The sequence below is a fragment of the Rhodococcus qingshengii JCM 15477 genome, from assembly GCF_023221595.1.
GTDB classification, from domain to species: Bacteria; Actinomycetota; Actinomycetes; order Mycobacteriales; family Mycobacteriaceae; genus Rhodococcus_F; species Rhodococcus_F qingshengii.
In genome coordinates this window covers 6,346,247-6,370,106 of sequence record NZ_CP096563.1, presented here as the reverse complement: position 1 = coordinate 6,370,106, position 23,860 = coordinate 6,346,247, and the positions used below count along the sequence as shown (strand labels likewise).

Sequence of the window (23,860 nt, the reverse complement as noted above, 5' to 3'; positions counted from 1 at the left end):
CCATAGTGACCGAGTCTCCGCAGTCCCCCGATTCACCAGCCGACGCAACTCCGCAGCACCGCTACACCGCGGAGCTCGCCGGCCAGATCGAGCAGCACTGGCAGGACCGCTGGAGTGAGGAAGGCACGTTCAACGCGCCCAATCCGGTCGGTCCGCTCTCCTCGCCCGACGGTGTTCCCGCCGACAAGCTCTTCGTGCAGGACATGTTCCCGTACCCCTCGGGTTCGGGTCTGCACGTCGGTCACCCGCTCGGATACATCGCTACGGACGTCTTCGCGCGCTTCCATCGCATGCAGGGGCGCAATGTCCTGCACACCCTCGGCTACGACGCGTTCGGTCTCCCGGCCGAGCAGTACGCCGTGCAGACGGGTACCCACCCGCGGACGACCACCGAGTCCAACATCGCCAACATGAAGCGCCAGCTGCGACGCCTGGGTCTGGGGCACGACGAGCGTCGTAGCCTCGCGACGACGGACGTCGACTTCTACCACTGGACGCAGTGGATCTTCCTGCAGATCCACGGCGCCTGGTACGACAAGGAAGCCGGCAAGGCGCGTCGTATCTCCGAGTTGGAAGCCGAGTTCGATTCCGGTGAGCGCGCTCTGGAAGACGGACGCGAGTGGGCTTCGTTGGACGTGGCCGCGAAGGCCAAGGTTCTGGACTCGTACCGCCTTGTCTACCAGTCGGATTCGATGGTCAACTGGTGCCCCGGTTTGGGTACCGTCCTGGCCAACGAGGAAGTCACCGCCGACGGTCGTAGTGACCGCGGAAACTTCCCAGTCTTCCGTAAGCATCTCCAGCAGTGGATGATGCGCATCACCGCGTACTCCGATCGCCTGGTCGACGACCTCGAGTACCTGGATTGGCCGGACAAGGTCAAGGCCATGCAGCGCAACTGGATCGGACGCTCGTACGGTGCCGAAGTTACCTTTGCTGCAGGCGAGTACGGCGTCGATGTGTTCACTACCCGTCCGGACACGCTGTTCGGCGCCACCTACGTGACGCTGGCTCCTGAGCACGACTTGGTGGACAAGCTCGTCGCGGACGAGTGGCCCGAAGGTGTCGACGCGCGCTGGACTGGCGGTGCCACGACTCCGGCGGAAGCTGTTGCTGCATACCGTAAGTCGATTGCCGCCAAGACCGACCTGGAGCGCCAGGAAAACAAGGAGAAGACGGGCGTCTTCCTTGGTTCCTACGCCGTCAATCCGGTCAATGGACACAAGGTTCCGATCTTCATCGCCGACTACGTTCTGACGGGTTACGGCACCGGTGCGATCATGGCAGTTCCGGGACACGATCACCGTGACTGGGAGTTCGCGAACGCGTTCGGTCTGGATATTCTCGAAGTTATTGCCGGTGGCAATGTTTCGGAGGCTGCGTACTCCGGTGACGGCCCGCTGGTGAACTCCGACTACCTCGACGGGCTGGACGTTGCCGAGGCCAAGGCGACCGTCATCAGTCGCCTCGAGGAGAGCGGCCAGGGCAAGGGCACCATCCAGTACAAGCTGCGCGACTGGCTTTTCGCGCGTCAGCGTTACTGGGGCGAGCCCTTCCCGATCGTCTACGACGCGGACGGCAACGCACACGCTCTGCCGGATTCGGCTCTGCCCGTGGTGCTTCCGGAGGTCGAGGACTACGCACCCGTGTCCTTCGATCCGGACGACGCCAACTCCGAGCCCTCTCCCCCGCTGAACAAGGCGACCGATTGGGTCAACGTCGAGCTCGATCTCGGTGACGGTCTGCAGACCTACCACCGCGACACCAACGTCATGCCGCAGTGGGCAGGTAGCTCGTGGTACCAGCTGCGCTACATCGACCCCACCAACCAGGACGCCTTCTGCGACCCGCAGAACGAGGCGTACTGGACGGGCCCGCGTCCGGAACTGCACGGCCCCAACGATCCCGGTGGAGTCGACCTGTACGTCGGCGGCGTCGAGCACGCAGTGCTGCACCTGCTGTACTCGCGCTTCTGGCACAAGGTTCTGTTCGACCTGGGCTACGTGTCCTCGAGCGAGCCGTACCGCCGCCTGTACAACCAGGGCTACATCCAGGCATTCGCGTACACCGATGCCCGCGGCGTCTACGTGCCGGCGGAAGAGGTCGTCGAGCGTGACGGCAAGTTCTTCTACGAAGGCGCCGAGGTCAACCGCGAGTACGGCAAGATGGGCAAGAGCCTGAAGAATGCCGTTGCGCCGGACGAGATCTGCGCCGAGTTCGGTGCAGACACTCTGCGTGTGTACGAGATGTCGATGGGTCCGCTGGACACCTCGCGTCCGTGGGCTACCAAGGACGTCGTCGGTGCTGCGCGATTCCTGCAGCGAGTGTGGCGCGTCGTCATCGACGAGGAGACCGGCAAGCCCCGTGTCACCGACGAAGCTCCTGGTGAAGAGACTTTGCGTGCGCTCAACAAGGCGATTTCCGGTGTCATCGAGGATTACACGGCGCTGCGCGACAACACGGCCGCCGCGAAGCTGATCGAGTACAACAACCACCTCACCAAGGCGTTCCCGGGCGGTGCGCCGCGTGCTGCTGTCGAGCCGCTGGTGCTGATGCTCGCTCCCCTGGCGCCGCACCTCGCGGAAGAGCTGTGGTCGCGTCTGGGTCACACGGAATCCCTTGCGCACGGACCCTTCCCGGCAGTCGAGGAGAAGTGGCTCGTCGAGGATACCGTCGAGTACCCGATCCAGGTCAACGGCAAGGTTCGTAGCCGCATCAGCGTCCCGGCAGATGCCGATCGCAAGGCTGTCGAAGAGATTGCGCTGGCCGACGAGAAGATCGTCGCTCTGCTCGAGGGCAACGCACCCCGCAAGGTGATCGTTGTGCCGGGAAAGATGGTGAACATAGTTCTGTAGGGCCTTCGGCCCCTGTGCGCCGTTTTGGTAGTTACCGCTACCGAAACGGCGCACAGTCGTTTCTGGGGGATGATTCCCGACGTTGACACCGAGGGGGAACCTCAAAGGCGGGATCGTCAAGTACGGGTTGGTCGGTATTTCGAAATGGGAATGGCTCCACGTTCAAGTTCGAACCGAAAATCGTTGCCGTTGCTCATAATCCAAGGCCAGGTTCGAGTTTGTGACGCCAATCAGTCGTTGTCCTGAATGTCCCGCTCCACGGAACATTTGGTAGCGCGTGTTCGATGTGAGGGCTGTGATGCAGGTAACACGTTACCGAGATCGGTAGCTGTCGTTCCATTGCACTTCCCGGCTAGGCCCCCGTCGACGGTATTCGACAGAGGGTCAATCGAATTCGTAGGTGTTCCCGAAAGGATCTTCCAGCCATGGCGTCTCATGTCCACAGCGACGGTTCGTCTCCCAGTTTGCCCGAACCGACATCGATACCGGAGCGGTGGACTCCGCGACTGGTGTTCTCCCTGGCGTCGATTGTTCTACTTCTCGAGATGCTCGCAGTGAGCTACATGATGATCTCCACTGCTCTCCCTGCGATCTCGGTGCACTATCAAACGACGCAGGGAGCTTGGCTGCTCACGTCGTTCTTGCTGCTGGGGGCGGTCGCGTCTCCTCTGCTCGGCAAGCTCGCCGACATGTACGGCAAACGAAAAGTCCTGCTCTTGGCTGTCGCCGGCGCGGCGGTCGGATCCTTCATTTCGGCGATAGCGCCGAGCTACGCGATCCTGATTCTGGGCCGGTCGCTGACGGGTCTGCTGGTTCCCTGCCTGTTCCTGAGTTACTCCCTCATTCGAGATGTTTTTCCGCCGAAAACTGTTGCCTTGGCCGTCAGTATCGCGACTTCCGGTATGGGTTTGATTGCGATCCCGGCGCCGTTCCTCACCGGTTGGTTGATCGACAACCACGGGTTCCGGAGCATCTTCTGGTTCTTTGTCGTCGGGCTGGTTCTCCTCGGCGGCATGATCTTCGCTTCGACGGCGGAATCAACTGTCCGACTTCGCTCTTCGCTGGACCTGATCGGTGCGGTACTGCTCGGGTCGGGCATCGCCGGAATTCTGATCGGCGTCAGCTTCGGACCGACCTGGGGCTGGAAGAACGGTTCGACACTGGCCTACCTGATCGGCGGCGTCGCACTGTTGGTGGCTTGGGTTGCCTCTGCCCGAGCCATCCGCGAGCCCTTGATCGACCTGCGCTACTTCGGCAAGCGTTCGGTGATGCTCACCGCCGTCGGTGCCGGGTTCTGCTACGGCGCGTCGGGAGTCTTCACGATCTTGCTGCCGATGATGGTGATGACCCCAGCAGTTCTCGGCCTGGGATACGGATTCGGCGTGACGGCAGAGGGATTCGCGATCTTCCAGGCGCCCCTTGGCGGCATGGTGGTGGTCGGTGGTTTGATCGTGGGCTTCCTCGTGGGGCGCAACATCCGGCCCCGTCTGCTGATGATCATCGGAATGATACTCATGGCAGTCGGATTCACGTTGACGGCCACCATTCACGACAACAAGCCTCTGCTCATCATCTTTGCCGGAATCTTCGGTGTCGGTATGGGTATGGGCTACGCCTCCATCCCGAACCTGCTCATCGAGGCAGTGCCGCCGCAGTTGCAGGCAACCACGGCGAGCATGGTTGCGGTCTTTCAGAGCATCTTCCCCGCAGTGCTTCCCGTCATCGCCTTCACGGTCTTGAACTCGCACATCGCGATGGCGATGGAGGGCGCTGTGTTCTACACCGACGAGGGCATGCGTATCGCGTTCCTGATCGGTGCTGCTGCAGCAGTTCTCGGCGCGATCGCAGCCGTGTTCCTGCCTCGAAACATCGTCCAGATCGGCGCAGAAGACGGTGTGCAGCAGGAGACGTCCCTCCTCCCTGCTCACTGATCACACGATGATGTGCGGCTACTGGCCAACGTTCGTAGCCGCACATCGCCGTGGTGGCACTTCGACGTCATGCAAGATGAATCTCCTGCAGCGAGATCTCACCCCGCAGCGGACGCTCTGCGACCTGTGCCAGATCAGATACGAATGTGTCCGCGATCGATCGGGTGGTGGTGAGTTGTACCGACAGAACATTGTTCGCTTGACTGCACACAGTTGCGCCGTGCCGGTACGCCACCAGCGCCACTGGATCGACGCGTTGGAAAGTCGCGGTGACGTGTAGGCCGACCTGTGGTGTCACCGGAACGAACGGGCCGTGGTCCGTCTTGATGCGAACTATCCCGATGATCTTGTTGAGACGCTTGATCAACATGGCGTCGGAGATCGTTGCCGGGCAACGGTACGCGATCGACATTCCGGTGACTCCCGGCGATGTCACGGATACCCATGTAGACAGGCTGACGACCTCGACGCCGAGCTTCCACCCCAGCGACGAAATACGTGCGAGAACCGCCGCGGTATCGTGGCATTCGACCACCATGGTGCCCACCCGACTCGTATCGGTGCCCACCCGAGCCGCTTCACCCATTTCCTCGACCTCCTCCGCCTAGAGAGGAAGTCCGGGCGCATCGACCCCGATGATTCTCGATCCCCGGAAGAAGTCGAGAAGCTCTGCGTCGCCGTGTGCGCCGATACCGCTTCCGCCCCAGAAACTCTGGGTCGAGTGGTCGTCTAGGTCCAGGAGGCTGGTGCTGTTGATCTTGTTCTCACCGCAATCGATTCGGGTCGCAAGTTCACGAGCGGCGTCGACGTCGGCGCCGAACACGTATCCGGCCAGGCCGGTATCGAGAGCGTTGGCCTCGAGCAGAGCTTCCTCGTCGGTTGATGCTCGGTGCACCGTCAGGATCGGCCCGAAGGTCTCCGATTTGGTCTGCTCCGACGAGATTCCGTGCACCACTGTCGGTGGGAAGAACCATCCGGAATCGTCAGGCACGGGGGTGCTCGAGACGGCCGTGCCGCCCACGCCACGGAGGAATTCGACGGTATCCCGCATCCGTTGGAGTTGAGGCTCGTTCGCCTGCGGACCCATCGTGGTGTTGGCGTCATCGGTTCGGCCGAGTGCGATTTCGGCCGTGCGGTCGAGTATTGCGTCGACAAGCCGGTCGTGAAGGTGCGGCGGCACGAAGACGCTTCCCGGACTCTCACACCATTGCCCGTTGAGTTTGGTGAACCCGTCGACGAGTGCGGCGGCAGTCAGATCGATGTCGGCGTCGGCGCGGATGATCACGGGGTTGTTGCTGCCGAGCTCGAGTTGAAGAGCCTTGAAATCGGTAGAAGCTGCAGCGGCGATGGAACTACCGGCCGCTCGGCCGCCGGTGAACGCCAGTGCTCGGATTCGTCGATCGGAGGCCAGTAGATGCCCGACGTCCCCGCCTCCGTGAACGAGTTGAAACAGAGCTTTCGGCGCGTCGACTTCGGCGATGGCACGTGAGATCGCCTCGGCAAGCACGTTGGGACCCGACGGTGCCCAGTTGGAGGGCTTGGCGATTACCGGAGCACCTGCGGCCAAAGCGAATGCGGTCTTCTTGGCGGTGATGAAGCTCGGTGCGTTCCACGGTGCGATCACAGCGGTCGGGCCCCACGCCAGCCGATGTAAATGTGCACCTGACGGCAACTGCTCGAACCCGGAGGAGTTCTTCAGATGCGTTGCAGCACTGCGGAACAGATCGGGATGTCCGCCGGCGAAAAGTGTGCTGATCGAAAGCGGAAGGCCGTTGTTCTTGGAGTCCTCACGAGCGATCGCCGCAGTCCGTTCTTCGACAAGTTCAGCCGTTCTCTCGAGTAGGCGCACCCGGTCGGCGACCGATCGACGGGTCCAGACACCCGATCGGTGAAGTTCTGTCGCGGCGGTGATCGCCCTCTCCACCTGTTCGGTGGAGGACGAGAGTTGGGCTTGCAGTTTCTCTCCGGTGTCGGGATCGGTGAGAAATTCGCCGAGGTCGATAGCCGGTGTTTCGACGTTTCCGTCGATCGTGTTGTTCTGGGGCACGAGTGAGCATGAAGTGGTCATGACTGTCCTTCGTGGCGAAATCGTTTGTAGGTCAGATGTTGTCGAGGTAGCGTTCGCGTTCCCAGTCGGTGACCGCGGACATGAAGGAATCCCATTCGTCCTTGGCGACCGCCGCATAGTGCGATACGACCTCGGCGCCGAACGCCGCGAGTGCGAACTCACTGGCCTCGAGCGCACGCGCCGCCTCGTCGAGTGTGCCGGGCAGCGGTTGTTGCTTCACCTTCTCGAGTGTGTCTGTGTCGCTGTACCCGTCGCGTCGTACCGGTGCGCCGGGATCGAGCTTTCGTGTCAGACCGTCGTTCATCGATGCCAAGACTGCGGCCAGTGCGAGATACGGATTTGCGTCCGCCCCTGGCAGTCTCATTTCGAGACGGTTGGCGGACGGTGCCCCGGTGATGAGTCGGCAGGTGGTGGTCCTGTTGTCGAAACCCCAGGTCAAGCCGTTCCCCGAGAAATCGTGGCTGGCTCTGGTCCGGCGCATCGAGTTGATGGTCGGCGTGTAGAACAGCATGAGTTCCGGGCAGTGCTCGAGAACTCCGCCGACGGCGTGCAGCAGCTCGGCGCTCGCGGTGTTTTCTGCGCTTTCGTCGTGGAATGGGAAGGTGTCGTCGCTCCGCATGGACGCGTGAATATGACACGACGAGCCCATGCCGTCGGTGCTCGGACGTGCCATGAAGGTAGCAGTGAGCCCTTCTGCCGCAGCGACGTCGTGGACGACCTGCTTGAATAGCACATGGCGGTCGGCCATCTCGAGGGCGGTTCCGTATTCGAGGTTGATCTCCCACTGGCCCAGGCCGTATTCGACCTGAGAGACCTCCACGGGAATCGCGCTCTCCTCCAACGCGGTTCGTACCTTGCGGAAGAAAGGTTCCATCGCGTTGCCGGCGGTGATGGTGTAATCCGAGGGCACCAGGGTGGTGGGTTCGAGATCCCGATAGCCGCTGCGCCGCAATGCGTCGGGGGTACCTCGGTAGAGGTGGAACTCGAGTTCCGTTGCCGCGTAGACGGTGTGGCCGTCAGCTTCGAGCTTGTCGATCTGTTTGCGCAGGATCGTGCGCGGTGCGATCGGGACCATCTCGCCGGTATGTTCGTCGACCGAGTCAGCGATGACGATGGCAGTGGACTCGAGCCACGACGCGCGTCGCAGTGTTCCCAGGTCAGGTTGCAGGCGGAAGTCATGCCAGCCGGTGTGTCCGCCGGCGTAGTCGACAACGAGTTTGTCCATGCGTTGGCTGGCATCCCAGGCATACACACAGGTGCACACATGCAGGCCCTCGTCGATGTTCGCGAGGAAAATTCGCATCGGGACTCGTTTGCCGATCAACCGTCCGTAGAGGTCGATACCGGCGATGAGGACGGTGTCGATGTCGGACTCGGCGAGCTCGGCCGTGGTGAGCCGGCCTTTCATCGGGCAAGCCATCCGCCGTCGACGGGCAGCTGGACTCCACTGATGTAGGAGGCGTCGTCGGAGAGCAGGAAGGAGACTGCAGCACCCATGTCCTCGGGGCGGCCGACGCGCGGCACCAGGAGTCTGGACTTCATGAAGTCGAGAACTTCGCCGGAGGAGACGTCGATGCCAGGCAGGAAGGCGGTGGGGACCGGCCCGGGGGCGATCGCGTTGACTCGTACGTTGTACCGCGAGAGTTCGACGGCCAGAGCCTTCGTCAGCATCTTCACTCCACCCTTCGACGCGTTGTAGTGGACCTGTGCGAAGCCCTGGGAGGACACGACCACGTCCGCTTCCACCGTCGACAAGTTCACCACAGCGCCGCTGTTGCCGTCGCGGAAGTACGGGGTGGCGATCTGCGTGACGATGAACATGCCTTTGAGATTGACGTCGAGGACGAGGTCCCACTCTTCGTCGGTGAGGTTCTCGAGAGAACTCATCGTGATCAGGCCGGCGTTGTTGACGAGGTAGTCGAAGCGTCCCCATTCGGCGACGGTGGCTTCGAAAGCGGCGCTCACGGCGGCGCGGTCGCGCACATCGGCCTCAAGGGCGAGCGCGGGTGTGCCGTACTGCGATTCGATAAGTGCGACGGTCTCCTTTGCACTTTCGATGTGAAGGTCCACGACCGCGACGCGGGCACCGTCGGAGGCGAGGCGCAGCGCGATGCCGCGGCCGATTCCGGAGCCTGCACCGGTGATCAGGGCAACCTTGTTCTCATGCGTACGTGACATTGTTGTCTTCCATTCTGTGATGATCGATCTGGTGAGAAGAATTGGTCCGACGGGAGGTTGCAGCGTCGACGAGCCACGAGAAGAGCGGGTCGATTTCGACGAAGAATTCGGGGTGCCACTGCACGCCCACCACGGGGCGATCGGCGGCCTGGATGGCTTCGGCGACGCCGTCGAGCGCGCGTCCGACGATCCGAAGCCCGCTCCCCGGGGTGTCCACGGCTTGGTGGTGAAGGCTGTTCACGTGAATGCTGTTGCCGAACAGACTGTGTGGGACGGAACCGGATTCCAGAGCGACCTGTTGCGGTCGGTACGAACGCGGATAACCGAAGAAGCTGTGTGCCTCACCGGCGTCGGTCGGAAGGTCGGCAATCAGAGTGCCCCCGCGGGCGACGTTGACGACCTGGTGTCCTCGGCACACTCCCAGGATCGGCAGTCCGATTTCCCAGGCTGCATCGACCAGGGCGAACTCGAATTCGTCCCGAGCGGGGTCGATCATCGAGGAGTTTGGTCCGGGGGTGCGGCCGTATCGCCTGGGGTCCACGTCGGAACCACCGCTGAGGACGAGGGCATCGAGATGCTCGACGATTCGGCGCGGATCACTGTGGATGCTCAGCAGGATCGGTTGACCACCGGCAGCGCGGATTTTCGAGGGAAAATCGGTGAAGAACATTTCCATCAACGCGTCGCCGACGACGTTGGGTAGTGACGGCCCGCCGCGGTCGACGCGGCCGGTGACTCCGATCAGGGGCATGGCGGGGAGTGCCTCCGCCGTCATCGTGAATTGGGTCATAGGAGCGAGCATAGAACCATTGAATGGCTTTTCGCTAGAGTTTGGCTTGTAAAGTCGGGGTAACGGGTTCGAAGTGCCGCGCGCTGCTGTATCTATTCAAGGACAGTTGCGAATGGGAGCGTTCGATTTCGTAGGTCAAGACGAAGCGTAAGTGTCGGTCCAGGCACCGAGTAGGGGGTACGAGACGTGCAGATCGACAAGCTGCCGGCCATCGAATTCATGGTCAGTGCACCGACGTTGGGGGAGGATATCGCTCGACGCTTGCGACTGCTCATTCACAGCGGCGCGCTCAGCCCCGGTGATCGCCTGCCATCCGAGCGTGAACTGTCTCAGCAACTCGAAGTCGGTCGAGTCAGTGTGCGAGAAGCGGTCCGAATCCTTCAGGCGATGGGATACATCGAGGTGCGGCGAGGAGCCACGGGCGGATCGTTCGTTTCGGAGTTGACCAGGCCTTATGAAGACTGGGTTGGCCAGTTGAAAGCGCGAGAAGCAGACATCGACGAGATCGTCGACCTCCGTATCGGATTGGAAATGCGCACGGCAAGCCTCGCGGCGGTCCGGCGAACCGATCGTCATCTTCTCGAGTTGCTCGAATCCATTGAGCAATTGGGGGTTTCCGGGAGTCGGGGATCGTTCCGGGCTTGTGACGCCAGGTTCCACGGCGGTATCGCCAGAGCGGCGGGAAACAGCAGGTTGGAGGCCGCTGTGGTCGAGGCTCGCGGCGAAATGTTCGTCCCCGTCGATCATCTCGTGTTCGAAGACCAGGTCGAGGCTTCGAGGGTGGAGCACAAGGAAATCTTCGAGGCGATCAAGCGGGGCGACAGCGCTCGCGCGGCGGAGGCAATGGAACGTCACATTCTGCACGCAAAAGACGAGCTCAAACGCTTGGCGCTGCAGGAAGAAGGCTGACGGGAGCGCGACGAACGGACGGTTCGTCCCGTTTTTCGCAAGTAAAAGTTTTGTGAATTGGGTCCCGAATCGACTTCAATGGTTCTAACATCGCCCGTATGACCCATACTTCCGTCAATGCTTCACGTGATGCATCCGGCGATGACCGAACTCTTCGTGGCTCGCTGGGTACCGGCTCGATAGTCCTCATGGTCGTTGCCGCAGCTGCTCCCCTGACTGTGATCAGTGGTCTTGTGCCGCTGGGTATTTCCGGTGGCAACGGTGCGGGCTTCCCCATGACCTTCGCCGTGACAACCGGTGTACTTCTGCTCTTCGCCGTCGGGTTCACCGCGATGTCGCGTTACATCCCGGGAACCGGAGCGTTCTATCTCTACATCGGACATGGTCTCGGCCGTGGTGCCGGCGTCGGCAGTGCGATGTTGGCCCTCGTCAGTTACAGCACAGTGCAATTGGCCGTATACGGCTACCTCGGCCCGGCAATGAGTTCGTTGATCACCTCCTACGGTGGTCCGGAGGTGCCGTGGTGGATCTTCTCGCTCGCCTCGTTGGCTCTGGTAGCCGTCCTCGGATTTCGTCATATCGAATTGTCGGGCAAGGTGCTCGGCATCCTGTTGATCGCAGAGGTCGGGATCGTAGTCGTACTCGACGCTTTCATCATCGCCGACGGTGGTCCGGAAGGCCCGTCGACAGCAATGTTCTCTCCGTCGGAAATATTCTCCGGATCCCCCGGCGTCGCATTGGTATTCGCGCTTGCCGGTTACATCGGTTTCGAGTCGACGGCGATCTTCCGTGACGAAGCGAAGGATCCCGCGCGGACTATCCCGCGAGCGACATACGCCGCCTTGATCCTCATCGGCGGCTTCTACGCTCTCTCCAGTTGGGCGGTTGTGACAGCCTGGGGCGACAAGGGTGCAGTGGACATTGCGGGTACTGACCCCGACGGCATGCTGATCACCACTGCCACCGACTTTGCCGGAACGGTGACAGCCCACCTGATTCAAATTCTGTTGGTGTCCAGTCTCTTTGCCGCAGTTCTGTCTCTCCACAATGTCTTGGCCAGATACATCTTCGTTCTGTCGAACACCGGCGTTCTGCCGGGCGCAGGTGGGCGGACGCACCGCGTGCATGGTTCGCCGCACATCGCGTCAGTGGTGCAATCCTGCTGTGCTCTGGTACTTCTCGGAGCTTGCATCGTCATCGGTCTGGATCCGGTGACACAGATCTTCGCGTGGTTCGCCGGCGTTGCAACGGTGGGGATCGTGGCTCTCATGTTGCTCACGTGCCTTGCGGTGCTCGTCTTCTTTCATCGTACGAAGGTCGATCAGCGATTCTGGCACACCAAACTTGCCCCGAGCTTGGGCCTTGTCGGGCTGATCGGATTCGCGATCGCCATTGCCGGAAACCTTCCGCTCCTACTGGGCGGCAACATTCTGGCCGTGGTGATGACCGGGGTGCTGGTGCTCGCGTTTGTCGGTGGATTCCTCTATGCGCGACGACGGAAGCAAGTGAGCTTCGAACTTCCGTCGTGAGAGGGCTTTCGGTGAAATGATGGGTGCACCCGCACTCGAGAAAGCAGGACTCCCATGACGTTCGCGGATCTGGACGGTGACGAACTGTGGAGTTACCTGACGGAGCGTTCAGGATTGCCCGGCCCGCGCGCGAACCTTGGGCTCATGCTCGAGTTCGCGCGCGGCGCCGATGACGACGACATCCTGCTGGCGGCGGAGTCCGAGGACGAATACATCCGCTGCTGTGGGATCGTCGGGCTCGGATTCATCCTTGTTCGTTCACGCGACAAGGCTGTTCTGAACAGTCTCACGGAGGCAACCACCAGTGCGTCGTGGCGTGCACGTGAAGCTGCCGCGATGGCCGTTCAGGCGATAGGTGACACGGATCCGCAATTATTGCGGGCGATCATCGAGCAGTGGTCGCGGTCCGCCCATCCATTGACGCTGCGCGCAGCGGCTGCGGGGATCTGCGAGCCACGGTTGCTGAAGGACAAGACCAACGCTGCGCTGGCCGTTCAGGTGTGCCGAGACGCTACCGAGTGGATCGTCTCGCAACCAGCTGATTCTCGTCGCGAGGCCGACACACGGACTCTCCGGCAGGCGCTCGGATACTGCTGGAGTGTCGCGGTTGCGGCGGATCCGGAGAATGCCCTGCCGGCATTCGTCTCCCTGGAGGCGTCGGACGACACCGATGTCGTCTGGATCGTGCGGGAGAACCGGAAGAAGGCTCGCCTGCACAAGGTGCTCGAAAGCTGACCCGTGGAACAGAGTCGTAGGTTATCCTCAGAATTAGAACCTGTTCTAACTACGAGGGGTAGACCATGGCACCGTCCGCAGAGGTAATCCGCAAGACCGTCGACGCCTACATCGAGACCGTTGCGACGGGCACTGCTGCCCAGGTTGTGGCCCTGTACGCAGAGGGTGCAACGGTTGAAGACCCGGTTGGTACCGACGTGCGCACCACCCGCGAGTCCATTCTCGAGTTCTACTCCGTGATCGAGAACTTCGACCAGGAAGCTCACCTTCAGACCCTCCGCATTGCCGGAAACGAAGCGGCATTCCACTTCTCGCTGATCACCAAGCTCGGCGAGCAGACTCTGACCATCGCACCCATCGACGTCATGACCTTCGACGACGACGGAAAGATCCTGTCGATGCGTGCATTCTGGAACCAGGAAGACATGATCACCGCCTGACATGACGGTCAAGACGATCGACGTCGACGGATTCTGTTGGCAGATCGACGATTCCGGTTCCGGGACAGCTGTGGTCATGTGCCACGGCTTTCCCGGCCTCGGATACAGCTATCGCCATCAGTCGGCAGCGTTGGCGGAAGCGGGTTTTCGGTCGATTGCACTCGACATGCCCGGTTACGGCGGCACTACCCGCCCCGACGCGATCGAGGACTACACCAACGACGCCGTCGCGAACCGGCTGATCGACCTACTCGACGCTCTCGGAATCGACAAAGCGGTGTTCGTCGGACACGATTTCGGCGCTCCGGTCGCGTGGACGACAGCGCTTCGTCACCCCGATCGCGTTGCGGGACTGGTCTCCTTGGCGGTTCCCTATGCGCCGGACAGATTCCCGGCCAAGCCCTCGGCCATCTACGCCGCCTTGGCGCGCAAGCACTTTCTGCACATTCACTATTTTCAGGAACCGGGTGTTGCGGAGCGCGAACTCGACGCCCGTCCACGTGAATTCCTTCAGCGGCTCTTCCACGCCTTGTCCGGGGCTTACCGGTACCTCGATGTGTGGAAGAACCCCTCCGAAGGAAACGGCTATCTCGACGTACTTCCCGAGGCGCCGGCGTTGCCGTGGTCGTGGCTCACCGAGGATGATTTGGATGTCTATGTAAAGGCCTTTACTGCAACAGGTTTCACCGGTGGCTTGAACTGGTACCGAGCGTATGACGCCAATTGGGAACGCAGCGCGGATCTGGACGGAGCGCACATCGAGGTCCCGACGCTCTTCGTTGCGGGCGCGGAAGACCCGGTCATCGCGATGAGCGGTCCCAAGGCATTGGACCGAATGAAGGACACCGTCCCCGACCTGCGGGGTGTACATCTCCTCGGCGGTGCGGGGCACTTCGTACAACAAGAACACGCTGCCGAGGTCAATGAACTTTTGCTCTCTTTCCTTCGGTCGCTCTAGGCGAAATCGGGCCGAAGGTCTAGCGTTGCGCAGATGCGCACCAGGATCTTCGATCGCGGTATTCGGGTAGGTATCACCGGTGCTCTTGTTGCCGGTTCGCTTCTGGCTCTGGGCGTGTCCGGTGCCGCCGCCGCTCCGCCTTGCCCTGGATCGTCACCCGCCATACTCAGCGCCCAGATTCCGGGTGCGGCCCTCGAGGGTGTCACGGTGGACGGGCAAGGGCGCCTGTATACGACCGACCTGGTGAGTGGGCGGATCTTCCGCGTCGACGGGCCTGGTCAGGCCGCAGTTCCGATCGCGACGGTTCCCGGCGGTGCGGGCGCACTCGCGTGGAGCCCGGACGGTTCACTGCTGGTGGGTACCGGAGCAAACGCCGGCGTGCTGATCGGCGATCTGACGCGTGCTGCGTCGGTCGCGCGGGTGGACGTGAACTCGGGCGCCGTGACGCCGATAGCCGGTGGTCTGAGCGCTGCAAACGGCCTTGCTGTCGCGCACGACGGGACGATCTACGCCACCAACGATTTCGGTTCGCTGATCGGAAAGGTCAGCCCGAATGGTTCCGTCGACCCGGCGTGGGCAACCTTCCCGAGTGCAAACGGTGCTGCCCTGAGCGCCGATAATCGCTGGCTCTACGTTTCGCGCACGTTCGCAAACCCGGGTGTCAGCCGCATCTCCGTGGACAATCCGGGATATTCGGAGTCGTTGGTCGATCTCGGTGGTTTCGAAACCTTCTCTGCCCCAGATGGTTTGACCTTGGACTCGCGAGATCGCGCAATTGTTCCCACGGACATCAGTGGTGAGGTGTGGCGGATCGACGGACCCGGCCAGTACTGCTCGCTCACCAGCGGACTGCAGGCGTCGAGTGTGTTGACCTACGGGCGTGGCTATTCCGGTTTCGCGGCCGGGCATCTCTACCGCGCCGGCTTCGACGGAAAGATCTTCGAGATTCCGGCCGGCTTCGACGCGGGCGCCCAGGCCGCAACACCCTGACGCGACACCCTGACGCGACTTACCCACTACTGATGCCGGGACTGCCGGAATCGTCCATACTGGTCTGCATGGCGGAAACGAGTGAGATCGACGAGGCCGAAGTGGCCCTTCCCGCGATACCGCAGCCGTTGCTGACCCCGCTCACGGAAGCTGCGATCTTCCTGGTTTTCACCATCGACGAGGGTGGTGAGCAGGCAGTTCACGACGTTCTGGCGGATATTTCCGGGCTGCAGCGCTCGATCGGATTCCGGGTTCCCGCCGGTGGCTTGGCTGCCGTCGTCGGTATCGGTTCGGATGCGTGGGATCGACTTTTCGACGGTCCACGGCCGGCGGAATTGCATCCGTTCGTCGAGTTGACCGGTGACAAACACCACGCCCCGCGCACGCCGGGCGATCTGTTGTTTCACATCCGGGCCCGTCAGATGGACCTGTGCTTCGAGTTCGCCACGGTCGTGACCAACAGGTTGGCCGGGGCCGCGTCGGTGATCGACGAGGTCCACGGGTTCAAGTATTTCGAGCAACGCGACCTCATGGGTTTTGTCGACGGTACCGAGAACCCGTCCGGGCAGGCCGCTTACGTCGCGGTCACCGTCGGTGACGAGGATCCGGATTTCGCAGGCAGCAGTTACGTCATCGTCCAGAAGTACCTCCACGACATGTCGGAGTGGAACTCCCTGCCCGTCGAGGAGCAGGAGAACGTCATCGGACGCTCCAAGCTCGAAGATCTCGAGATGGACGACGACACCAAGCCGGCCAACTCCCACACCGCACTCACCGTCATCGAGGACGAATCCGGTGAGCAGATCCAGATTCTGCGGGACAACATGCCGTTCGGCCACGTCGGCTCCGCTGAGATGGGTACCTATTTCATCGGTTACTCGGCGTCGCCTACGGTCACCGAGCAGATGCTCACCAACATGTTCATCGGGAATCCCGTCGGCAATTACGACCGCATTCTCGATTTCTCCACCGCCGTCACCGGAATCAATTTCTTCGTTCCGACGGCGGACTTTCTCGACGATCCCCCGGACTTGCCGACCAGGCTCGTTCCCGAAGCGACGTTCACAGCGCCCATCTCTGACGGTTCTCTCGGAATCGGCAGCCTCAAAAGGAGTGCCCAGCAATGACAAACCTGCACCGCGACCTAGCACCCATTTCGGCAGCAGCCTGGGCCGAGATCGAAGAAGAGGCGAGCCGTACCTTCAAGCGTCACGTCGCCGGTCGTCGTGTCGTGGATGTGGAGGGACCGTCGGGTGACGATCTCGCGGCCATCCCACTCGGGCATCAGGTGCCGATCAATCCCTTGGCCGACGGCGTCATCGCACATGCTCGTCAGTCCCAGCCGATCATCGAACTGCGGGTCCCTTTCACCGTCAGCCGTCAGGCCATCGACGACGTCGAACGCGGCGCCAAGGACTCCGACTGGCAGCCCGTCAAGGACGCGGCCAAGCAGATCGCGTTCGCCGAGGACCGCGCCATCTTCGAGGGATACCCCGCAGCCAGCATCACCGGCGTGCGGGCCAGCGGTTCCAACCCGGAACTGAAGCTACCCATCGACGCCAAGGACTACCCGGAAGCCATCAGCCAGGCGATCACGTCGCTGCGCTTGGCCGGTGTCAACGGACCGTACTCACTGCTCTTGAATGCAGATGCGTTCACCGCGATCAACGAGACCTCCGATCACGGCTACCCCATCCGCGAGCACCTGCGACGCGTCCTCGACGGCGAGATCATCTGGGCCCCGGCCATCGACGGCGCTTTCCTGCTGTCGACGCGTGGCGGTGACTACGAACTGCATCTGGGCCAGGACCTGTCCATCGGCTATCTCTCGCACGATGCGAACTCCGTCGAGCTGTACTTCCAGGAATCGATGACGTTCCTCATGTACACCAGCGAAGCTGTTGTCTCACTTGCGTGAGACCTTTCGAAACCTCTGATACCAGGGTGGGCGAGGCAGTTCGCCGATGTCCTGGAGATGGGCGACAAAGGCCTGGGCATCCGCATGCGAAGACGTCTTCGGTCGTCCGTCCGCCCACGCTGTGAACAACTGAAGATAACGATCGCCGAGAGTGTGGCGCACGACCGGAAGGTGGTGCGCCACTTCTCCTGCGCGCTTTCGGAGCAGTGCCGCCGAGACAACGGCGGCTTCGTCTTTGTCGAAGCCTTCGGGCAGTTCGCCACCCGCCACCAGTGCGCGAATCAGCGCCTCTTGACGCTCACCGAGCGTGCTCATGTGCGTGACCAATCGGTGCCCGCGGTGATGCGATCCAGACCAGCTGCGTCGGCGATGGCATCGAGCTCGTCGAGCAATTCCAGTGCCGGCGGATAGTTTCCGTCGCGCTCGAGCATGATGGCGGGATGGTGACCGGCGGCGGTGAACTGCGCAAGGAGTTCCAGCACGGCTTCGGGTACCGGGTCGGTGTGCGTGTCGTGGTATTTGCCGTCGCTGATGCTGCCACCGGCGATGTGGCAGTATGCGATTCGCTCGAGTGGTAGCCGGCTCAGCTCGGCCCAGGGATCACGCCCTCGGTTGAGGGCATTGGCATAGACGTTCGCGATGTCGAGAACCAGCAGGGCTCCGGTGCGCTCGACGATCTCCGCGAGAAACTCCCCTTCGGTCAACTCGTCGTCCGGCCAGTCGAACAGGGCGGCAACGTTTTCGACGGCGAACGGCACCGGTAGACCGTCCTGAGTCCGGGTGATGTTGCGTACCAGGGCGTCGACGGCTTCGTAGGTGCGCGGAAGTGGGAGCAGGTGGCCGGCCTCGATGCCGCCTGCACGCACGAATGCGATGTGCTCGCTCGCCAAGGGAGCGCCCAGTAGCTGGGATGCACGCGCAAGGTGATCGATCCGTGCCTGATCTACCGCATCGGCCCCGCCAAGTGAGAGCGAGATTCCGTGCGGGATCACCGGAACTCCCAGCGAGCCGAGGTGCGGCGGTATCTCGTTTCCGACGGATTCGGCAATGACTTCGCAGAATGCCAGGCCGTCGAGCTGCGCGATGATTCCGGAGACCTCGGGGCGCCAACCGATTCCCAGGCCGTGCAGGGTCATTCGAGTCACCTCCCGTGTGCAACTGCTAACGGCGACTATAGACGGATCAGCCGGGCAACCAGTTGGGTCCCGGACCGTTGCCTTCTTCGAAGATCAGCCACGTTTTGGTCGAGAGAACCCCGTCGAGTCCCTGGAGTTCTTCGAGAACGGTGTGGCGTAGTTCCTGGTTGTCCGGGGCACGGACCAGCACCAGAACGTCGAAGTCGCCGCCGAGGAGGGAGAAGTGCTCGACAAACGGCAGGGCCTTCAAGGACGCCGCCAGACCTCGCCACGAGTGCTGCCTGATCGAGAGTGCAACGTATGCCGAGGAGCCGAGTCCGGCCTTCTCGTGGGCGATCCGCGTCGTGAATCCGGTGATGATTCCGGCGTCCTCGAGCCTTTCGATGCGGACGTAGGCGTGAGCGCGGGATATGTGCGCCTTCTCGGCCAGTGCACGCATGGAGATGCGACTGTCTGCGACCAGCTCGGCGATGATGCGACGGTCGATCGCATCGAGAGCGTGCGGTTCGGTGGCCATCTGTCCATTCCTGGTTCGGTAGTCGAGTCGGTTGATGGACATATTGCTGCCCGAATCCTCATGATAGGCCGTTTGTCTTGAATCCTCGACGCTTGCTGCCATTACGTCGCCGAAGTGCGAATACTGATGGACACAACGTCTTCTGGAGGTAGAAGTGACACTTGTCGAACCCTTGGGGGAACTGCGGTATCAGAAGTTCCTGCCGGCCGATTCTGCGGTGCAGTACCTCGACCCTGCCGGAGAACTGACGCGCAGCGAGGCCCGCTACGCAAAACCGAGCGACGATCGCCTGATCGCGATGTATCGAAAGATGTTCCTGGGCAGGCGTTTCGACCAGCAGGCTACGGCACTGACCAAACAGGGGCGCTTGGCCGTGTATCCGTCCTCGCGAGGGCAGGAGGCATGCCAGATCGCGGCAGCGATGAGTCTGGAGCCGAGTGACTGGCTCTTCCCCACCTATCGGGATTCGATGGCGTTGGCTGCCAGGGGTGTCGATCCGGTGCAGATTCTGAGCATGCTTGCCGGCGACTGGCATTGCGGGTACGACCCGGTCGCGCTGCGCAGTGCGCCGCAGTGCACCCCGCTGGCAACGCAATTGCTGCATGCAGCGGGGGTGGCCTACGGGGAGTCTCGACGGGGCTTGAACACCGTCGCCTTGGCGCTCTGTGGTGACGGCGCCACCAGTGAGGGCGATTTCCACGAGGCGCTGAACTTCGCCGCCGTCTTCAAGGCGCCGGTGATCTTTCTGGTGCAGAACAACGGATTTGCGATCAGCGTGCCACTGTCGCGCCAAAGCGCAGCACCGACGTTGGCGCACAAGGGCGTCGGCTACGGGATCGGCAGCGAGCAGGTCGACGGCAACGATCCCGTTGCGATGCTGGCCGTCATGGACGAGGCGGCACGCTTCGTCCGCAGCGGAAACGGACCGGTGATCGTCGAGGCACACACTTATCGCATCGACGCACATACCAATGCCGACGACGCCACCCGCTACCGCGACAGCGCCGAGGTGGAAGCCTGGCTCGGGCGAGATCCGTTGCCGCGTCTCGAAAAGTATCTGCGCGCACACGATCTGATCGACGACGCGTTCGTGGAATCGCTGACTGCAGAGGCAGAAACCGCGGCCGCCACACTGCGCGCCGGCATGAACGTCGACCGCCCGCACGATCCGCTCGATCTGTTCCGGTACGTCTTCGCCGAGCAGACACCGCAGTTGCGTGAGCAACAAGCGCAACTCGAGACCGAACTTGCCGCCGAAGCCGCTGACACAGGGGGACACTGACCATGCCCATGCTCACGATGGCTCAGGCCCTCAACACCGCGCTACGCGACTCTCTGGCTGCGGACGACAACGTTGTCGTCTTCGGTGAGGACGTCGGCACCCTGGGCGGCGTTTTCCGCGTCACCGACGGCCTCACCCGCGACTTCGGCGACGACCGATGCTTCGACACTCCCCTCGCCGAGTCCGGCATCATCGGATTCGCAATCGGCATGGCCATGGCCGGTTTTCGTCCGGTCGTGGAAATGCAGTTCGACGCGTTTGCCTATCCGGCGTTCGAGCAGATCGCCTCCCATGTGGCGAAGATCCGCAACCGCACCAAGGGCGCGCTGTCGATTCCGATAGTCATTCGTGTTCCTTTTGCCGGCGGTATCGGCGGGGTGGAGCATCACTGTGATTCCAGTGAGGGCTACTATGCGCACACACCCGGACTGAAGGTTGTGGCGCCGTCCACGGTGGAAGATGCGTACTCGCTGCTACGTTCGGCAATCGAGGACCCCGACCCCGTGATCTTCCTCGAGCCCAAGAAGCTGTACTTCGCGCGAGCAGATGTCGAACTGACCGCACGTGAGCCGATCGGTCGCGCCGTCGTCCGTCGCCCCGGCCGTGACGCGACGCTCATCGCCTACGGTCCGTCCGTGGATGTTGCACTGAGGTCCGCCGAGGCCGCTGCAGCCGAGGGCCGGGACATCGAGGTGATCGACATCCGCTCGATAGTGCCGTTCGACGACGAGACGGTCACCGCATCGGTGCGAAAGACCGGACGCTGCATCGTCATCCAGGAAGCGCAAGGTTTTGCCGGTGTGGGTGCAGAAATTGCTGCCCGCGTGCAGGAACGGTGCTTCCACCATCTCCATGCCCCGGTGCTCCGGGTCAGCGGCTTCGACATCCCCTACCCCGCTCCCAAGCTCGAGCGTCACCACCTGCCCAGCGTCGACCGGGTCCTGGACGCCGTCGACCGTCTGCAGTGGAACGACGCCCCGGACACCCGTTGGGCGGTGACGGCATGAGCAATCAGGTATTCATGCTCCCCGATCTGGGTGAAGGTCTGGCCGAGGCCGACATCGCGGAGTGGCACGTCAAGGTCGGCGACGTGGTCACCATCGATCAGATCGTCGTCGAGGTCGAGACCGCGAAAGCTGCTGTGGATGTGCCCATCCCGTTCGCCGGGACCGTGATCGAACTACACGGCAAAGACGGGGACACCCTGAAGGTGGGCACACCGCTGATCACTGTGAGTGGTGGCGAGAGTGTCGACGCGGTCGTTTCGGCCAACCACGAGCGCTACCGCGAAGAGGAACGCGCCGGTTCGGGCAACGTCCTGATCGGCTACGGCACCAGCGAGGATGCACCGAGACGCCGACGCAGAGCGGCTCCGTCGGTACGCGTGATCTCGCCGATCGTTCGTAAACTGGCCTCTGACAACGATATCGACCTGTCCTTGCTCTCCGGGTCGGGTGCCGGCGGGGTGATCACGCGCGCCGACGTCGAGGCCGGGGCAAACTTCGGCCCGGAAACGGAAACGTCACACGCGACCGACCAAAGAATTCCGATCAAGGGGCTACGCAAGGTAGTTGCCGACAAGCTGTCCACCAGCCGCCGCGAGATCCCTGACGCGACAACCTGGGTCGACGTCGACGCCACCGAACTGTTGGCGGCGCGAGCCGAGATCAACAAGTCACTGCCCGATTCCGACAAGATCAGCCTGATGGCGCTCCTGGCTCGGCTGACCATCGCGGCGTTGGCGCAGTACCCCGAACTGAACTCGTCGGTCGATACTGCTCGAGGCGAGATCGTTCGACACGCCCGCACCCACCTGGGGATCGCCGCGCAGACACCGAAGGGATTGATGGTACCGGTCATTCGAAATGCGGACGCCCTGAGCACCGTCGAACTCGCACAAGCACTTCGGGTGACCACCGACCTTGCCCGCGACGGCAAGCTCGAACCCGCCCGCCTGATCGGCGGCACGTTCACACTCAACAACTACGGGGTATTCGGGGTCGACGGATCGACTCCGATCATCAATCACCCCGAGGCGGCAATTTTGGGGATCGGACGCATCATCGACAAGCCGTGGGTGGTGAACGGCGAGTTGACCGTTCGTAAGGTCACTCAGATCTCGTTGAGCTTCGACCACCGCGTCTGTGACGGGGGCGAAGCCGGCGGATTCCTGAGGCTGTTCGGTGACTACATCGAGAACCCGATCCGCGTCCTGGGAAGGCTCTGATGACCAAGGCTCCGATGACAACTGCAGAACCCCACAGCGACGTCGTGATCCTCGGTGGAGGATCGGGCGGCTATGCCTGCGCGATCCGCGCCGCCCAACTCGGGTTGTCGGTCACGCTGATCGAGGCGGACAAGGTCGGCGGAACGTGCCTGCACCGCGGATGCATCCCGACCAAGGCACTGCTGCATTCCGCCGAGGTGGCCGATTCGGCACGCACCAGTGAGCAATTCGGTGTCCGGGCATCTTTTGCCGGCATCGACGTCGCGCAGGTGCACGACTACAAGAACGGGACAGTCGAGCGGCTGTACAGCGGTCTGCAAGGCTTGTTGGCGCAACACAAGATCACCATCGTCAACGGATACGGGACGTATGTCGGTGGGCGAAGCATCGACGTCGACGGAACCCGCTACACCGGAACATCACTCGTTCTGGCCACCGGCTCGTATCCGCGGGAACTCCCCGGCATCGAACTCGGCCGACGGATCGTCACCAGCGACCAGGCACTCGAACTCGACCGGGTGCCCACCAGCGCAACGGTACTCGGTGGCGGTGTCATCGGCGTCGAGTTCGCAAGCCTCTGGCGCTCGTTCGGCGCCGAAGTAACGATCGTCGAGGCACTCCCCCGACTGATCGCCGCCGAGGATCCGTGGTCGTCGAAGCAGCTGGAGCGGGCATATCGGAAACGTGGAATCGTCTGTAAGACAGACACAAAGGTCGATTCCGCGAAAGAAGCAGCCGGTTCCGTCCGCATCGAACTAAGCGACGGAACGATACTCGACACCGACCTACTGTTGGTCGCCGTCGGCCGCGGACCTCGCACGGACGGTAACGGTTTCGAAGAACGCGGAATCAGCCTCGACAAGGGATTTGTCGTCACCGACGAACGCCTCCGTACGTCCGTGGACGGTGTGTACGCGGTCGGCGACATCGTGCCCGGTCTTGCGTTGGCGCACCGAGGTTTCCAACAAGGAATCTTTGTGGCTGAACAGATTGCCGGCAAGGATCCGATACCGGTCGCCGAACACCTGATTCCTCGCGTGACGTACTCACATCCCGAAGTTGCATCGGTCGGGCTCGGCGAAGAGGTGGCGCGCACGCAGTACGCCGACGTCTCCACCGTCATCTACGACCTGGCAGGTAACGGCAAGAGTCAGATCCTACGAACTACCGGCGGAATCAAAGTGATTCGAAGCGGAACGAAAGGCCCTGTTGTCGGAGTTCACCTGGTGGGAGACCGCGTCGGCGAACTGATCGGTGAGGCGCAGTTGGCCGTTGCCTGGGAAGCACTTCCCGATGAAGTGGGGCGTTTCATCCACGCGCACCCCAGTCAGAACGAAGCGTTGGGCGAGGCCATGCTCGCACTCGCGGGAACACCACTGCACGCCCACAACTGACCCGGA

22 protein-coding genes are annotated in these 23,860 nt (G+C 62.3%); 14 read left to right on the top strand and 8 right to left on the bottom strand.

Translation table 11 applies throughout. From position 1 onward, the window contains the following. Nucleotides 1-5: 5 nt before the first annotated feature. Nucleotides 6-2,852, top strand: a complete 2,847-nt coding sequence (gene leuS, locus M0639_RS29400; RefSeq protein ID WP_021332602.1) for a leucine--tRNA ligase — start codon at nt 6-8, stop codon at nt 2,850-2,852. 425 nt (nt 2,853-3,277) lie between these two features. After that, nucleotides 3,278-4,783 (top strand): MFS transporter, encoded by a 1,506-nt coding sequence (locus tag M0639_RS29395; protein ID WP_058037563.1) that lies wholly within the window; start codon nt 3,278-3,280, stop codon nt 4,781-4,783. 67 nt (nt 4,784-4,850) lie between these two features. On the opposite strand, the gene M0639_RS29390 is transcribed toward M0639_RS29395, so the two are convergent. Genes M0639_RS29390 through M0639_RS29370 form a run of 5 tightly spaced genes read right to left on the bottom strand, consistent with a single transcriptional unit; the run spans nt 4,851 to nt 9,819 of the window. Continuing rightward, the gene (locus M0639_RS29390; RefSeq protein WP_007729094.1) at nt 4,851-5,369 is read right to left on the bottom strand and encodes a hypothetical protein; all 519 of its coding nucleotides are present in this window, start codon (nt 5,367-5,369) and stop codon (nt 4,851-4,853) included. 18 nt (nt 5,370-5,387) lie between these two features. After that, nucleotides 5,388-6,851, bottom strand: a complete 1,464-nt coding sequence (locus M0639_RS29385) for an aldehyde dehydrogenase family protein (protein ID WP_064075700.1) — start codon at nt 6,849-6,851, stop codon at nt 5,388-5,390. 31 nt (nt 6,852-6,882) lie between these two features. Next, a complete protein-coding gene (locus tag M0639_RS29380) occupies nt 6,883-8,259 on the bottom strand; it encodes a glutamine synthetase family protein (RefSeq protein ID WP_082893344.1) in 1,377 nt (458 codons plus the stop codon). Continuing rightward, nucleotides 8,256-9,029, bottom strand: coding sequence for an SDR family NAD(P)-dependent oxidoreductase (locus M0639_RS29375; RefSeq protein WP_021332597.1), 774 nt, complete (start codon nt 9,027-9,029; stop codon nt 8,256-8,258). The genes M0639_RS29380 and M0639_RS29375 overlap by 4 nt, the downstream gene beginning before the upstream one ends. Further along, nucleotides 9,013-9,819 (bottom strand): gamma-glutamyl-gamma-aminobutyrate hydrolase family protein, encoded by an 807-nt coding sequence (locus tag M0639_RS29370; RefSeq protein ID WP_230691795.1) that lies wholly within the window; start codon nt 9,817-9,819, stop codon nt 9,013-9,015. The genes M0639_RS29375 and M0639_RS29370 overlap by 17 nt, the downstream gene beginning before the upstream one ends. A gap of 186 nt (nt 9,820-10,005) precedes the next feature. Between M0639_RS29370 and M0639_RS29365 the strand changes: the two genes are divergently transcribed. The 8 genes from M0639_RS29365 to M0639_RS29330 all read left to right on the top strand — a co-directional run bounded on the left by M0639_RS29365 (nt 10,006) and on the right by M0639_RS29330 (nt 17,298). Then, nucleotides 10,006-10,728, top strand: a complete 723-nt coding sequence (locus M0639_RS29365; RefSeq protein WP_021332595.1) for a FadR/GntR family transcriptional regulator — start codon at nt 10,006-10,008, stop codon at nt 10,726-10,728. A 98-nt stretch (nt 10,729-10,826) separates the two neighbouring features. Beyond that, a complete protein-coding gene (locus M0639_RS29360) occupies nt 10,827-12,257 on the top strand; it encodes an APC family permease (RefSeq protein ID WP_050655905.1) in 1,431 nt (476 codons plus the stop codon). Nucleotides 12,258-12,311: 54 nt separating this feature from the next. After that, a complete protein-coding gene (locus tag M0639_RS29355; RefSeq protein ID WP_064075702.1) occupies nt 12,312-12,992 on the top strand; it encodes a hypothetical protein in 681 nt (226 codons plus the stop codon). Nucleotides 12,993-13,057: 65 nt separating this feature from the next. Further along, nucleotides 13,058-13,432: a nuclear transport factor 2 family protein gene (locus M0639_RS29350; protein ID WP_003942502.1), complete on the top strand. Its 375-nt coding sequence runs from the start codon at nt 13,058-13,060 to the stop codon at nt 13,430-13,432. 1 nt (nt 13,433) lies between these two features. After that, a complete protein-coding gene (locus tag M0639_RS29345; RefSeq protein ID WP_064075703.1) occupies nt 13,434-14,390 on the top strand; it encodes an alpha/beta fold hydrolase in 957 nt (318 codons plus the stop codon). A 33-nt stretch (nt 14,391-14,423) separates the two neighbouring features. Further along, a complete protein-coding gene (locus tag M0639_RS29340; protein ID WP_064075704.1) occupies nt 14,424-15,380 on the top strand; it encodes an SMP-30/gluconolactonase/LRE family protein in 957 nt (318 codons plus the stop codon). A gap of 68 nt (nt 15,381-15,448) precedes the next feature. Next, nucleotides 15,449-16,507, top strand: coding sequence for a Dyp-type peroxidase (locus tag M0639_RS29335; protein ID WP_042447536.1), 1,059 nt, complete (start codon nt 15,449-15,451; stop codon nt 16,505-16,507). After that, nucleotides 16,504-17,298 carry a family 1 encapsulin nanocompartment shell protein gene (locus M0639_RS29330; RefSeq protein ID WP_003942478.1) on the top strand — a complete coding sequence of 265 codons (795 nt, stop codon included), beginning with the start codon at nt 16,504-16,506 and terminating at the stop codon, nt 17,296-17,298. The genes M0639_RS29335 and M0639_RS29330 overlap by 4 nt, the downstream gene beginning before the upstream one ends. Here M0639_RS29330 and M0639_RS29325 read toward each other — a convergent pair. From M0639_RS29325 to M0639_RS29315, 3 genes are read right to left on the bottom strand one after another with little or no spacing between them, the layout of a single operon-like run. Continuing rightward, complete coding sequence (locus tag M0639_RS29325) at nt 17,287-17,613, bottom strand: SCO6045 C-terminal-like domain-containing protein (RefSeq protein ID WP_054801527.1); 327 nt, start codon at nt 17,611-17,613, stop codon at nt 17,287-17,289. The genes M0639_RS29330 and M0639_RS29325 overlap by 12 nt on opposite strands. After that, the gene (locus M0639_RS29320) at nt 17,610-18,434 is read right to left on the bottom strand and encodes an MbnB/TglH/ChrH family RiPP precursor modification enzyme (RefSeq protein WP_064075705.1); all 825 of its coding nucleotides are present in this window, start codon (nt 18,432-18,434) and stop codon (nt 17,610-17,612) included. The genes M0639_RS29325 and M0639_RS29320 overlap by 4 nt, the downstream gene beginning before the upstream one ends. Nucleotides 18,435-18,480: 46 nt before the next feature. After that, on the bottom strand, nt 18,481-18,951 hold the full coding sequence (locus tag M0639_RS29315; protein WP_020971454.1) for an Lrp/AsnC family transcriptional regulator: 471 nt from the start codon (nt 18,949-18,951) through the stop codon (nt 18,481-18,483). Nucleotides 18,952-19,105: 154 nt separating this feature from the next. Between M0639_RS29315 and pdhA the strand changes: the two genes are divergently transcribed. From pdhA to lpdA, 4 genes are read left to right on the top strand one after another with little or no spacing between them, the layout of a single operon-like run. Beyond that, the gene (gene pdhA, locus M0639_RS29310) at nt 19,106-20,233 is read left to right on the top strand and encodes a pyruvate dehydrogenase (acetyl-transferring) E1 component subunit alpha (RefSeq protein WP_003942481.1); all 1,128 of its coding nucleotides are present in this window, start codon (nt 19,106-19,108) and stop codon (nt 20,231-20,233) included. A gap of 2 nt (nt 20,234-20,235) precedes the next feature. Continuing rightward, on the top strand, nt 20,236-21,240 hold the full coding sequence (locus M0639_RS29305; protein ID WP_064075706.1) for an alpha-ketoacid dehydrogenase subunit beta: 1,005 nt from the start codon (nt 20,236-20,238) through the stop codon (nt 21,238-21,240). Beyond that, a complete protein-coding gene (locus tag M0639_RS29300; RefSeq protein WP_064075707.1) occupies nt 21,237-22,460 on the top strand; it encodes a dihydrolipoamide acetyltransferase family protein in 1,224 nt (407 codons plus the stop codon). The genes M0639_RS29305 and M0639_RS29300 overlap by 4 nt, the downstream gene beginning before the upstream one ends. After that, nucleotides 22,460-23,854, top strand: a complete 1,395-nt coding sequence (gene lpdA, locus M0639_RS29295) for a dihydrolipoyl dehydrogenase (protein ID WP_231914981.1) — start codon at nt 22,460-22,462, stop codon at nt 23,852-23,854. The genes M0639_RS29300 and lpdA overlap by 1 nt, the downstream gene beginning before the upstream one ends. The last annotated feature ends 6 nt before the right edge of the window (nt 23,855-23,860 follow it).